Source organism: Leptolinea tardivitalis (genome assembly GCF_001050275.1).
In the GTDB taxonomy this organism is placed as follows: Bacteria; Chloroflexota; Anaerolineae; order Anaerolineales; family Anaerolineaceae; genus Leptolinea; species Leptolinea tardivitalis.
Genome location: NZ_BBYA01000008.1, coordinates 193,106 through 206,458, shown reverse-complemented (window position 1 = coordinate 206,458; position 13,353 = coordinate 193,106). Strand labels below are relative to the sequence as shown.

Here is a 13,353-nt window from a genome sequence, read left to right as displayed (position 1 = left end):
CTCCATCAACCTTCTACCACATCAGATGCAGTATGTTGATTCTCTCGTGGTCTTACAAAAGGAGCCTTCAAAAAACCCCATTCGACTGTACCCAGCAAACCCTGAGGTCTGATCAGCATAAGCAGAAGGAGAACTATTGGATATAACACAAACCGCCAGGTCGGTGCATCAGGACCCATCTGACCAAGAAGTACACGCAACAAACCTTCGAGGAAGAATATCCAGCCGAAGGAAGCTGCGATAGTTCCGGTCATACTGCCCAGGCCGCCAAAAACCACAATGATCAACGGATTGAATCCAGCAAGAAAGTCAAAAGTACCGGGGCTTAAAAAGCCAATGTAGTGTGCATAAACGCCACCGCCGATACCTGCGAAGAAACTGCCGATGACAAATGTCAACAATTTTGTGCTTGCCAGATCAATACCCATTGCTTTTGCGGCAGTTTCATCTTCTCGGACAGCCAGAATAGTACGCCCGGTGGAAGAATGGATAACATTCCGCATGATGATGATCACCATGAGCATGAAGAAGAATGCCCAGAACCAGGTGGTCAACTTGGGAATGCCGATCATACCGCGGCCGCCCTTCATTTCAGGGAATGGCAATATGGTGTCGGAGTTAAGCATCAGTGTATTCACAATGATGGTAAAGCCAAGTGTGGCAATACCGAAGTAATCCGAACCAAGTGAAAGTACGGGCAAACCAAAAAGGAAGCTCACCTCACCGGCGAACACTCCAGCAAAGATGATCGCCAGGAAATAAACAATTTGCAGCCAAATGCCTTGCGAAAGTGGACCGGGTTCATAGGCGGATCCCAGTAATGGAGAAATCGCCGGATTCAGGGCATTTCCGATAACAACAGCCACCGCACCTACCAGTACACTTCCAAACAAATAGAATGTAAAAGCGGAAAGTACGGGTACGCCGCGAAGACGGCTTAACCATTTCTGAATACCCAGGATCATAACCGCCCCGAGAATGGAGCCAATACCCACTACCAGCAACCCACGGCTATCACCGTTGATCCATCGGAATGTGATATCAGCTGCGGTATAAGCGCCAATCCCATAAAAACCCCATTGCCCAAGACTGAATTGACCATTGAACCCATAGATGAGATTCAACCCAAGGGCAATCATCGTCATGGATGCTGCCTGGAATACCAGACCACTGTCAAACTCGTTGAGAATGGTGCTATCACCAATGGTGATGGTAAATGCCAGCTGTACAATGGCGAATGCCGCCACAACACCAACAATTTTGACCCATAATTTTTTATGCCCCAAAACCCAGAGAAGGCCGTATAAATAGGCCAAGATGGCGCCGATTTTTACTACAGATCCAATTAGAAAACCGAGTTCCATGTGGCTCTCTCCTAGGCTTTCTCATTTTCGGGTTCACCAAAAATACCTGTTGGTCGAACCAGAAGAACGATAATTAAAATGGCAAAAGCCACAGCATCACGCATGGGCGTTGAGATGAAGCCCATTGTTAATGCCTCTGCCTGTCCCATGATCAATGCGCCAACAAAAGCGCCAGGGATACTTCCAATACCGCCAAGAACGGCCGCGACGAAGGCTTTCAAACCAGGCAGGATACCCATTTGAGTATTAATGGATGAATAAGCGATGGCATACAACACACCGCCCAATCCGGCAAAAGCCGCACCAATGGCAAACGTGAAGGAAATAACCTGGTCAACATTAATACCCATCAGACGGGCGGTTGGCTTATCATAAGAAACAGCCCGCATGGCAATTCCCATCTTCGTCTGCTTGACCAGAAATTGCAGGAAAATCTGGACCAATATAGACACGATCATAATAATCAAGAAGATATTGGAAAAGGTAATGGCATTTGCGGGGGGTTGGGTTCCTGCGACAATCGAATGAATACCTGAACCATCAATGTACCAGGCAACCACTTCAAATGGGCGGGTGTAAGGGATAAAACGGGGTGAGAATACAAAATTCAAGGCCCCGAAAAATTCCAAGAAGAATGAAACGCCAATTGCTGTGATCAGGGCGGCAATTCTGGGGGCATTTCGGAGTGGTTTATAAGCAACACGTTCAATGGTTGTTGCAAGTAAAACACAAACGATCATGGCAATAATAATTACACTGATCGTCCCGATTACCACAACTACCATCGGTGGCATATCGGGGAAAAACAAAGCAGGCCAGTTTTGGAAGTTAAATCTGTAGACCAGATAATAGCTGACAAACGCACCCACCATAAAAACATCACCATGGGCAAAGTTGATCAATTTGACAATACCGTAAACCATGGTGTAACCCAAAGCGATCATGGCATAAACAAAACCCATCTGCAGGCCGCTAAGGATGATATTGGCAAACAGGGATGGATTCTTCGCCAGATTTGTTCCCAGTAAATAAACAATCAACAAAGATAAAGCTATCAAAAAAGCCTTACCAACCCAGGCCAGCGACATCCTAGGTTTTAAATCTACGGGTGGAGAATTCTGCTCGACTAAAGTGTTCTGCATCTCCTGACTCCTCTTATGTTACGTGGAATAAACTCGAATATGGAGGGCATTGCTGCCCTCCATATTCTATAAGCACAAATTGGTTTTTTGAATTACGGCATAACCTGTGAGTTGAAGGTAACTTTTCCGTCTTTCACAGCGATAACGGTAACCGGTTTGATGGGGGTGTGGAATTCATCAAATGTGATGGAACCGGAAACAGCTTCGAATTTGCCTTTGGCGATGGTATCAGCAACTTTGGTGGCATCATCTTCGCCGGCTTTGGAAATGGCTTCGATCAAAATATTGGTGGCGTCATACGCAAGGGCGGCCAGAGCATCCGGTGTTTTTGGTTCGCCTTTATCATTCTTGTAGGCTTCGCCATAATTCTTCACGAATGTCTTAACTTTTTCGCGGTCTTCGGTTGGAGAGTAGTGGTTGGTGAAGAAACCACCATCAGCAGCCTTGGGATCAAGATCAGGAGAATCCCATCCATCACCACCAATGAATGGAGCGGTAATACCTTTTTCCTTGGCCTGTTTGGTCACCAGGTTGACAATGTTGTAGTAATCAGGGAGTACTACGACATCTGGTTTGGCTTCGGCGATTTTTGCCAGAACGGTGGAGAAGTCGGTATCTTTGCTGGTGTATGTTTCTTTTCCAACAATGGTTCCACCATCAGCGGTGAAGTATTTTTCGAAATATTCAGCCAGACCCTTTACATAGTCATTGGCCTGATCGAGCATAATGAAGGCGGTTTTCGCTTTGATGTTTTCCTTGGCGAATTTGGCAATTACTTTACCCTGTGTGTCATCATTGAAGCAGGCAACGAAGGTGAAGGGTTTTACTTTGCCGGCTGCATCGCGCACAACACTGGGGTTGGTTGAGGTACCGGAGATCTGGACAACCTTCTTTTCATTGGCAATTTCAGATACAGGGATGGAAGCTTTGGAGCAGACTTCGCCAACGATGTATTTGACTTTGTCCTGGTTGATGACTTTGTTGGCCGCATTGACGGCTGGGTCAGGGGTGCACTGTGAGTCTTCAACGATAGCGACAATTTTCTTGCCTAAAACGCCACCTTTATCATTCCATTCTTTCACAGCCAGTGTAGCGCCTTCCTTGGTTGACAGACCGAAGGTAGGAACAGGGCCGCTCAAGGGAGCCAGAATGGCGATTTTAATTTCGCCACCAGCAGCAGCGCCACCGGCAGCCGGAGCTGCAGCAGGTGCGCAGGCTGAGAGAACCATAACAACAACCATCAATAGACCAAAAACTTTGAAAGCACGCATATTAACTTCTCCTCCTTTTGGATAATTAAGCAACTTACTAATTAACCCAACCAACTGCATAAGGACTGCAAATCCTTCTACAGCATGACCAAAAAAAATGAATCACCTTAGCTGCGCCAGATCACCTCCAATCGCGATTTGGTTTTTACAAATTATTTAATTCAGAGATAACGGGGATTGCATTCTTTCAGGTGTGAAAACCTGAAATACATCTACAAGCTGATAATTTAACATCAGCTTAATGGTTCTTGATAATATACTTGCGATATTGTAAGTTGTCAAGGAAGAATGTATTTAATCTATTCTTTAGCTGATATTTCAAACTTGACATAAATTATCCCCACTCATATAATCTTCTAATTAACAACTTAAAGCCAGGAGGTAGGCCCGTGAAGAAAACTGTCCTCAAACGCAGTTTGCTCATTCCCTTTTTTATCCTGCAATTAATCCCCCTTGTCGCATTTACTCCAGAATCATACTCAACTACAACTCAGGAATGGTGGCTTCCTGTTTTGTTGGCGTTTTTGGCAGTTTTTGCGACGTTCGAATTAATGGTCAGGCACAATCCAGAATCATGGCCCTGGTATCTGCTTTCATTTGCACAGGGTTTCAATATCATCAGCCGTTTGCTTATGCTGATGCCGCATACGGTTTTGAATACTGATAATGGTCAGGTTTTTAATACTGCCTACATTATCATAACTATTCTATCTATCATTGTTTCATGGTTCTTCCTCTGGTATTTTGAACAACCAGAGATTCGGATGAGTGTGCTTTCCGAATCGAAATAAAGACGATCAAAGCCGGTGCGGCCAAGCTGCACCGGCTTTTTCTTGTCAACATTCGTTTTCTTTGAAGAAAAATAACGTTGTGATACTGCTTACTTTTTATCTTGAAGCCGTTTAGATTTTTCTTCAAATTCCAAGATCGCTTTTTTCCGTTCAATTCCCCATCGATATCCACTGATACTGCCATCTTCATGAACCACCCTGTGACAGGGTGTGACAATGGCTACTGGATTGGCCGCACAGGCGGAAGCTACAGCTCTAACGGCTTTCGGTTGGCCAATGTTTTTCGCTATGTCAGAATAACTTCGTTTCTCTCCAAATGGAATTTTCTGTAACTCATGCCAGACTCGTAGACGAAAATCCGTATTCTGCACATCAAGTGGAATCTGAAGTTTTTCCGGTTTCCCAGAAAAGTAGTCTTCAAGCTGGTTTACCCAATCTGTCAATTCATTAGTATGAGGAATCACCTCTGTCGCTGGAAATTCCTTCATCAGTAACCTGATAAGTTCTTCTTTTGAATCGCCAAACTGAATAAAACATACACCCCGTTCTGTACCGGCAATAAGAATCTGTCCCAACGGTGTTTCAATAAAGACGTATCGAATCACCATTCCTTTTCCTCCTTTTTTGTAGACGCCGGGCGTCATTCCCAGAAATTTACCGGCTTTTTCATATAACCGGCTGGATGAACCAAAACCTGATGAAATCTGTGCCGATAAAATCTCGTCGCCAGAAGAAATTTTCCTCTTAAAAGATTCAATCTTCTTCATCCATAGGTATTTTTTGGGGTTAAGCCCTGAAAACCTCATAATCAGATTTCGAAGTTTTTCTTCTGAAACTTCACCCTGATCAGCCCATTGTTTGACGGTTATTTTGCCTGGTTCGATTGAATCCAATATTTGAATCAGTTTCTGGTATTCCTTTTCCGGTGGAATAAATTGATCTGGATGGCAGCGTTTGCAAGGGCGATATCCGGCAGCTTTTGCGTCTTCTGATGTTGCGAAGAACAATACAGAAGATTGACACGGTCGTCTGGCCGGGCAAGATGGCATACAGAATATCCCGGTAGATTTAACGCCAAATACAAATTTACCGTCCCAGTCATGATCTTTTGCGAGAACAGCCTCCCAGAGAATACTCTCATCCGCTAGTAAAGATATTTTCTGCATATGACCTATCTTATTCCATCCTTATAGTTTTTCTATCCGTTTTACCGATTCAAACAATGGATTTTTGGCATGTTATAATCTTTTTGCTCAGCTTATAAATTGGAGGAACATGATGAATGTAACCACAAGCCAGTTTAAACGGTGCGATGTCATTCATGTCGAAGGACGTGTGGATAGCTCAACAGCCCCACAACTTAATGCAGCGTTTGAATCACTCATCGAATCTGGCCGTTTCCATATAATTCTTGATTTAGCGAATGTCAACTTTATGTCCAGCGCCGGGTTGCGTGCCATGATTAATGCACAAAAAGCCTGCAAACGGTATAACCGTGGTGCTGTTGTTCTGGCTTCTGTTCCATCCAATATACATTCTGCCTTGGATCTGGCTGGATTTATACCTCTGTTCCCCATCTTTGATGATGTAATATCTGCTGTTGGCAGTTTTTAAACACCTTGGAACCGGTACATTTTCAAAAAACCTTTTCAGCATGTTTTGATTGTCTTTCCGATGTGAGTGTTCTCATTCATCAAGCGGGGAAAGCAGCCAATCTGGATGATCGATCCATCTATCAGGTCGAAACAGCTGTCGATGAAGCCTGCTCTAATATTATTGAACATGCGTATGGCGGTGAAAATCAGGGGAAAATCGAGATCGATTGTATTTCAAAGCCAGGCGAATTGACAGTGCGGTTGCAAGACACAGGAAAGCCATTTGATCCTGACATGGTCGAAGCACCTGAATTTGAACTCTCTCTTGAAGATAGACCAGATCATGGTCTTGGACTCTTCTTCATGCGCCGGTGGATGGACTCTGTGCGTTTCGAATTTGCAGGCAACACCGGGAATATCCTGACGATGGTAAAGAAAGCCGGGCGGATTTCATGAAATCCGTTTCTGAGAAATCCCTTCCGGTAGATTCTGATTGGAAGCGTTTTCTCGAAACGGCAGAAACGCTATTACAAAAGGGGTCTCTACAGGAACAATCTCAATATCTACGCGATGTGATCAGTGATTTGTTCCAGGTCAAATCAAAATTCTGGTTTGCGCATCCGTTTTATCCTCTTCCAGGTGAAGATACCTCTGATCTGGTTTCCAACCAATCGATGGTTCCCCTGGTAGTAAAAGATACATTTTTTGATAAATCTCCCCATTTTAGTTCAAACAACAGTCCATCAAGCAATACTCTGCTGGATTCAGGGAATATTTTTTCCGCCAGTCTGCCGGTTATCTGTCAAAAAGATATGCTGGGTATTCTGTATATTGAAGAAAAACCCGGCAGCGTCATTTCATCTGAAAAAATCTCTGCCATTGAATCACTATTGGCATTATGTGCCATGTCATTGCAAATTTATCGTCAGGCTGTATTAAAAAGCTGGCGAGTTGAACAGCTTTCCATCGTTCGAAAAATCTCAAACAAGATAACAAATATCACAGATATTGATTCACTCTGCTGCCAAATTGCTGAGACAGTACGGGATAAATTTCAATATTATTATGTTGCCATTTATACTAAGGAAAAAGATGAGATTTTGCACTGCCGTTCATGTGTTTCGGCAGAAAAGGACTTTCTACAAAACCAGAAGATGGATGTCATTCCCGGTCAGGGAGTAATTGGTTGGGTAGCAGATCATAAAGAAGAATTATATGTAGAAGATACCGGGAGCCAATCCGTTTATCAATTTCATAAAGCGCTTCCCAAAACTCGGTCAGAAGTTGCCCTTCCATTAATGATTGAAGATTGCCTTTTGGGTGTGTTGGATGTTCAATCGGATGCAGTCAGAGAATTCCATGAGATGGATCTCATTGTTCTGCGTACTCTGGCAGACAATATTGCCATTGCCATAGATGGCGCCAGACTTTTTTCTGACGTCCAACGAAAATCTGAACAAATTTCAGCTGTTTTTGACATTTCTCATTCCCTCTCATCCATACTTGATCTCGATTCTTTATTGAACGAGATTGTAAATACCATTCAACAGAAATTTCAGTACCTGCAGGTAAATGTATATACAGTTCACAAAGGCAGAGGAAAGATCATTTTTCGGGCTGGCACAGGTAAAAGCATTCAGGCGTATCGTGATGCCAACCTGACCATCGATATAAATGACAGGGCAGGCATTCTTCCGTGGGTGGCACGTGAAGAAAAAACATTTCTATCCAATGATGTGGCACATGAACCCCAGTATCGGATGCCGGAATTCCTCTCAATCACAGCCGGATCGGAAATTTCTATTCCATTAAAAGCAGCCGGTGAATTGGTGGGGATTCTGGATATTCAAAGCGATCAGGTAAATGCTTTTGACGATAATGATCGTTCATTATTTGAAGCGCTGGCAGCTGGAATTGCCACATCCATCCGCAATGCCACTTTATTTCGATCTGAGCAATTCCGCCGGCAGGTCGCTGAAAGCGTTCGTGATGTTTCCGGTATTTTATCCAATGGATCATCTGTCGAAGAATTGATGGATCGTATCCTGGAAAAACTTCAGGAAGTCTTACCCTGTGATGCCTCATCTATCTGGCTGGCTGTTCCAAGTGCCCGGGATGATTGCCTTTTAACACTGGCCGCTTCACGCGGGATTCAGCCGCATCAAATGGGACGAACGTATCAAACCAAAGAAACCGTAGGGCAGTGGGTGTCGGAAGCCATGGAGGCAGATGAGCCCCGTATTCGAACCCAATCTGATCCACGGGGTCCGCTGGGAGAAGCCCTGGGGTTTCCGCAGGATTATTCTGCCATAGCCGCCCCATTACGAGCTGGTGGTGAAGTGGTAGGGATTCTTACATTGGCTCACCATCAACCTGACCGGTATGGCACAGAAGCTCGACAAATTACTCAAACTTTTGCCGGTTATGCCGCAGTGGCAATTCAAAATAACCGCTTATATGGTTCCATACGTGAACAGGCCTGGATTTCAGCTGTTTTATTAAAAGTAGCGGAAGCCAATAAAGAAGCCCAAACTTTAACAGCATTATCTGAAACCACAGCAAAATTGATCCCAGAATTAATCGGATGTGCGAACTGTGCCGTCTATTATTACAATACTCCGTTGAATATTTTCGAACGCAAAGCCTCCAGCGGTTTCGCTGCCGATGCTTTGCCAGCAAAAATATTCTCTGATCAGCATGCAGCATTCCTGTTTGCTTCAAGAATACCTTCGCCGATAAAAGTCTATCTGACGCAAAGTGAATTTTGTCTTACGCCAGAGAAAGATTCATCATCCGGTGTACTTATTCCCATGATGATCAGGGACAAGATCACAGGTATGATCTGGGTCGGCAGCTGTGAAAATGGAGGCAATTTTTCTCAGGACACTCTTCAAGTTCTTACCGGCATTTGCAATCAAACGGCCACCGCCATCGAAAACCTTCGATTATTTGAAAATCAAAAGTTAGATGCCTACATTGCGGCCGCTTTATTGCAGGTAGCCCAAACAGTCTCATCAGAAGAAGACCTGGCGAAAATCCTCGATTCGATACTAGACCTGACAGGAATCCTGGCAGGGGTTGAATCTGCTGCTCTTTTTCTCATGAACACAGATCAAAGCAGTTTTGAGCCATTAACAAGATTTATCGGTATAGACAATGAATCCATTCGATCTTTGGGTACCAGCCTGATTCATGGCGATTTCCCTCTGTTGGATATGGTCACTGATCAAAATTCTATCTATTTATGCCCATTAAACATCCGGGAGAAAACACCTCTCCATTGGCCTCAGATAAAAAATGCGATGCGCCTTAAAGATGCTCTCCATAAAAGAGCTCCTGAAGGCGGATGGCTTGTTGGTATTCCTTTGAGTGAAAAGGGAGATATACTTGGTGCCCTGATCATTTTGGAAAAATCGGTCGCCGGAAATATGTTGGAAAAAAGGATGGACCTGCTTACAGGAATTGCCCGGCAGGCAACACTCGCAATTCAAAATGATATGCTCAAAGATAAAAAGTTGGAGAATGAGAAACTTCAACAAGAATTTCAGTTTGCCCGGGATATCCAACAAACATTCCTTCCACGTGATCTTCCCCAGGTCAAAGGATGGGATGTTTCCAGCCTCTGGCAGCCTGCAAGACAAGTGGGCGGTGATTTTTTTGATTTTTTCTTTTTAAAACCGGGCACATTCTGTGCTGTGGTTGCTGATGTAAGCGATAAGGGAATGCCGGCGGCTCTATATATGACAGTCACCCGTACCCTCATTCGATCTTTCGCTCAAAAAGATTTATCGCCCGGGCAGATATTGAAAAAAGTCAACGATTTGCTCTTGCAAGATAACCCGACCGGGATGTTTGTAACCTCAACGATCATCATCGGAAGCCAACAATCGGGAACAATTCGATACGCGAATGCCGGGCATAATCCTCCCCTGCTTAAACTACGATCAAACCAGGTGGTTGAGCTGCCAAAAGGGCAAATTGCCCTGGGTGTATTGGAAAACCAGGAATACCGTGATCATTCTATTGAAATTGAACCGGGGGCTGCCCTGGTTATGTTTACCGATGGGGTGACAGATACCCTTTCACCAGATGGCATCAGTTATTCCAGTAAACGACTTATGAAAATCCTGGCTTCTACCAGGATCACCCGCTCGAGTACTTTTTCTCAGGCACTCGAGAATGACCTGTTCCAATTCAGGGATGGAACACCCAATGCAGATGATGTAACAGTACTGGTTTTACACCGGAGCTGATTTTACTTTTATTGGAGATGTGGTATGAATTCGCCGTGTGCAATTTTGTGGGATCTTGATGGTGTAATCGTTGATTCAGCTGATCTACATTACCGTTCTTTCGTATTCGTTATGCGTGAATATGGATATGAGTTTCCCTACAGTCAATTTTTAAAGACTTTCGGTCAGAATAATGATTCGGTCCTTGAAAGTGCCATCGGAAGAAAACCTGAACCTGCCATGCGAGATGATATCAATTTTCGAAAAGAAGAATGGTTCTGTCAAAACATTCCAGGAAACTTAAAATTGCTTCCGGGCGCTCTCGATTGGCTTAAATGGTTTAAACAAAATGGATTCCCGCAGGCAATTGCTTCTTCCGCGCCAATGGAGAATATCACATTGTCATTGGATGAATTTCAATTGAGCAACTACTTTGATGCCATAGTGAGTGGGAACAAGATTGTTGGAAAACCAAATCCGAAAGTGTTCTTACGGGCGGCAGCAGCCTTACAGACAGATCCTTCGCGCTGTGTTGTTATTGAAGATTCCATCGCTGGAATGCAGGGAGCTCTGGCCGGTGGAATGCGTTGCATCACAGTGGCAACCACTCACCCCATCAGTGCCTTTGAGAAGGCTACCATCCGTTTGGAACGCCTGACAGATATAACGGAAGACCAGATGCGGGATTTCCTGAATATTTAAGGTGAAGGGGATTTTTCACCAAGGAAAAGCAGCTTCCACACCTGCCAGTTTTCCAGAACCACCATAGTGGGTGTAGGCTGAACTGTTGGAACAACCGTATAACCAGGCTGCGGGAGTGGAATCACCACTTTATCTCCAGGTAATGACAGGTTATTATCCTGTCGAGCCCATTCTTCAACAGCTGATTCGGATGTGGCATAGGCAATTTGCTTCCGAAGGGCTTTTTCAGTTGATTGGAGCATTTCAACTTGAGTGCGCATAACACTCCGTTGATTTGTAAGGGTATATAACTCGCCGATGCGGTTATTTAGATCAAGGAAAAGTAAGAGCAAGAAAATTACAGCCAACCCCATGAACAGTTGGCGTTTGTTCTGCCAGAGATTTGCTAGGAGATTTTTCAAGAGATAAACCTGTCAATCCGGTAGCCAGATGGTTGTGTAATTATCTTACCAGTGATCTCTGACTAAGAAAAGACCCCGCATAAGCGGGGTCTTTTTTGGTGCCGAAGGAGGGATTTGAACCCTCACGAGCGTACGCCCACTACGCCCTGAACGTAGCGCGTCTGCCAGTTCCGCCACTTCGGCAACAGCTTCTGGCTAGCAAGTATTTTATCCGAAAAGGGGGTTTTGTCAACCTTTGATAAAAAAATGTTTACCTTCGATTACCATGCCACTTTTAATGAGAATTAAATTCCTCACAATAGCGCACTTCTTTATCGATATACGCATTATCTTCAGGCTTCACGATACAATTGCGAAATGACCGGAATACTTCCTTCTCATGAAGATAAACGTACGTATGTTCGGCAAATGTTTGGCCGTATTGCCCCCTATTATGATGTGATGAACCGAATCATGACGTTTGGACTGGATCAGATCTGGAGGAAGAAAGTAGTCAATTTACTACATCCAGTGAACTACAAACAGTATCTTGATCTCGGTGCGGGCACCGGAGACCTGGCTCGCGAGATCAGATCAACTACTCCACAGGCAACCATCATTGCTGCTGATTTAACGATGGAAATGATGAAGTATGGGAAGGATCATCACAAAAGTACCGGCATTCAATGGGTTGTAGCCGATGCACAGGCGCTTCCTTTTTCATCTGACATTTTTGATGGGATTGTTTCAGGATATTTAATTCGCAATGTACCTGATATTGATGCAACGCTATCAGAACAGCGGCGAGTTCTAAAAGATCAAGCGATGATGATCTGTCTGGATACGACACCGCCAGGGTATTCTATTTTTTATCCGTTTATCATGATCTACCTGAAATGGATTATTCCATTGGTTGGTAAACTGGTGTCTGGTGATGCTCATGCATACCGGTATCTGCCCGAATCAACACAAAAACATGTAACTGCCAACAGCCTGGCGGAACAAATGAGACAAACGGGCTACCATTCAGTCGGATTTGAAAAGTTTCAATTTGGAACCATGGCTGTTCACTGGGGGAAAAAGTGATTCTCTTCCAGGCAATTTAAAACACGCAATCCTTATCTTCATCCGTTTCAATGCCGGCTTCCTGTTTTTGAATCATATCCAGGAAGAGCTCGACCAGTTCCGGGTCAAATTGTTTTCCCTTGTTTTCTAGCAGGTATTCTTTAATTTTTTCAGGTTCCCAGCCATTTCGATACGGCCGATCTGAGATCAATGCATCCCAAACATCAACTATGGCAAATATTCGAGCCGCCAATGGTATTTCTTCACCTTTTAATCCCTGAGGATATCCACTGCCATCCCACCGCTCATGGTGACTGAAAGGGACCTCCAGCGAATCATGCAAATAGGGAATGGTTGATAACAAATCATAGGCGAATCCGGGGTGTTGCTTCATGATCTTCCATTCATCCTCTGTGAGAGGACCTGGTTTCAACAATATGCGATCGGGTATACCCATTTTCCCGATGTCATGTAATAAGACACCCCGTCTGAAACTGGTCATTTTATCGTGTGGCAATCCAGCCCGCCGGGCCAGCTTGCACGCCAGGAACATCACCCTGTCACTGTGTCCTTTGGTTTCTTCATCCCGCAATTCCAGAGCTTTTGACCACCCGGCAATGGTTGCCTCATACGCATGGTTCAATTCGTTGTATGCCAGTTCTTCATTCGTGATCAGGGTCACATTCTCAATCGCCAGGGATGTCTGCCCTGCCAATGTGACAAAATAATCGTTCCATTCCTGGTCATCAGGGATGGGCTTTCGAGAGAATGTTTGAATATACCCACAGGTCTTTCTGTTCATAATAATAGG

General features: G+C 44.4%; 11 protein-coding genes, 1 tRNA gene and 1 pseudogene. 6 read left to right on the top strand and 7 right to left on the bottom strand.

The features are described 5' to 3' along the window. Positions 1-5 precede the first annotated feature (5 nt). The 3 genes from LTAR_RS05000 to LTAR_RS04990 form a co-directional block, all read right to left on the bottom strand. Positions 6-1,364 carry a branched-chain amino acid ABC transporter permease gene (locus LTAR_RS05000; protein ID WP_062421065.1) on the bottom strand — a complete coding sequence of 453 codons (1,359 nt, stop codon included), beginning with the start codon at positions 1,362-1,364 and terminating at the stop codon, positions 6-8. Positions 1,365-1,375: 11 nt separating this feature from the next. Next, the gene (locus LTAR_RS04995) at positions 1,376-2,326 is read right to left on the bottom strand and encodes a branched-chain amino acid ABC transporter permease (RefSeq protein WP_062421500.1); all 951 of its coding nucleotides are present in this window, start codon (positions 2,324-2,326) and stop codon (positions 1,376-1,378) included. A 272-nt stretch (positions 2,327-2,598) separates the two neighbouring features. After that, complete coding sequence (locus LTAR_RS04990; RefSeq protein WP_062421064.1) at positions 2,599-3,777, bottom strand: ABC transporter substrate-binding protein; 1,179 nt, start codon at positions 3,775-3,777, stop codon at positions 2,599-2,601. 389 nt (positions 3,778-4,166) lie between these two features. On the opposite strand from LTAR_RS04990, the gene LTAR_RS04985 reads away from it, so the two are divergent. Then, positions 4,167-4,568 carry a hypothetical protein gene (locus LTAR_RS04985; protein WP_062421063.1) on the top strand — a complete coding sequence of 134 codons (402 nt, stop codon included), beginning with the start codon at positions 4,167-4,169 and terminating at the stop codon, positions 4,566-4,568. A gap of 89 nt (positions 4,569-4,657) precedes the next feature. Here LTAR_RS04985 and LTAR_RS04980 read toward each other — a convergent pair whose 3' ends face one another. Beyond that, positions 4,658-5,734, bottom strand: coding sequence for a bifunctional transcriptional activator/DNA repair enzyme AdaA (locus LTAR_RS04980; protein WP_062421062.1), 1,077 nt, complete (start codon positions 5,732-5,734; stop codon positions 4,658-4,660). A 109-nt stretch (positions 5,735-5,843) separates the two neighbouring features. Here LTAR_RS04980 and LTAR_RS04975 point away from each other — a divergent pair, with 109 nt between their 5' ends. The 4 genes from LTAR_RS04975 to LTAR_RS04960 all read left to right on the top strand — a co-directional run bounded on the left by LTAR_RS04975 (position 5,844) and on the right by LTAR_RS04960 (position 11,097). Continuing rightward, the gene (locus LTAR_RS04975; protein WP_081419815.1) at positions 5,844-6,182 is read left to right on the top strand and encodes an STAS domain-containing protein; all 339 of its coding nucleotides are present in this window, start codon (positions 5,844-5,846) and stop codon (positions 6,180-6,182) included. A 62-nt stretch (positions 6,183-6,244) separates the two neighbouring features. After that, on the top strand, positions 6,245-6,619 hold the full coding sequence (locus tag LTAR_RS04970) for an ATP-binding protein (protein ID WP_158423391.1): 375 nt from the start codon (positions 6,245-6,247) through the stop codon (positions 6,617-6,619). Beyond that, entirely contained in the window at positions 6,616-10,416 is a 3,801-nt protein-coding gene (locus LTAR_RS04965; RefSeq protein ID WP_062421059.1) for a GAF domain-containing protein, read from the top strand. Before LTAR_RS04970 ends, LTAR_RS04965 begins: the two co-directional genes overlap by 4 nt. 24 nt (positions 10,417-10,440) lie before the next feature. Continuing rightward, positions 10,441-11,097 (top strand): HAD family hydrolase, encoded by a 657-nt coding sequence (locus LTAR_RS04960; protein ID WP_062421058.1) that lies wholly within the window; start codon positions 10,441-10,443, stop codon positions 11,095-11,097. Here the strand turns inward: LTAR_RS04960 and LTAR_RS04955 are convergent. Both LTAR_RS04955 and LTAR_RS04950 read right to left on the bottom strand, forming a co-directional pair. Next, positions 11,094-11,498, bottom strand: a complete 405-nt coding sequence (locus tag LTAR_RS04955) for a septum formation initiator family protein (protein ID WP_062531924.1) — start codon at positions 11,496-11,498, stop codon at positions 11,094-11,096. The two genes, LTAR_RS04960 and LTAR_RS04955, sit on opposite strands and share 4 nt — an antisense overlap. 96 nt (positions 11,499-11,594) lie before the next feature. Then, a tRNA-Leu gene (locus LTAR_RS04950) sits at positions 11,595-11,681 on the bottom strand. 174 nt (positions 11,682-11,855) lie between these two features. Between LTAR_RS04950 and LTAR_RS04945 the strand changes: the two genes are divergently transcribed. Further along, complete coding sequence (locus tag LTAR_RS04945) at positions 11,856-12,563, top strand: ubiquinone/menaquinone biosynthesis methyltransferase (protein ID WP_062421056.1); 708 nt, start codon at positions 11,856-11,858, stop codon at positions 12,561-12,563. A gap of 16 nt (positions 12,564-12,579) precedes the next feature. On the opposite strand, the pseudogene LTAR_RS17710 reads toward LTAR_RS04945, so the two are convergent. Continuing rightward, positions 12,580-13,086: pseudogene (locus LTAR_RS17710) on the bottom strand (HD-GYP domain-containing protein); the annotation flags it as partial. Between the last annotated feature and the right edge of the window lie 267 nt (positions 13,087-13,353).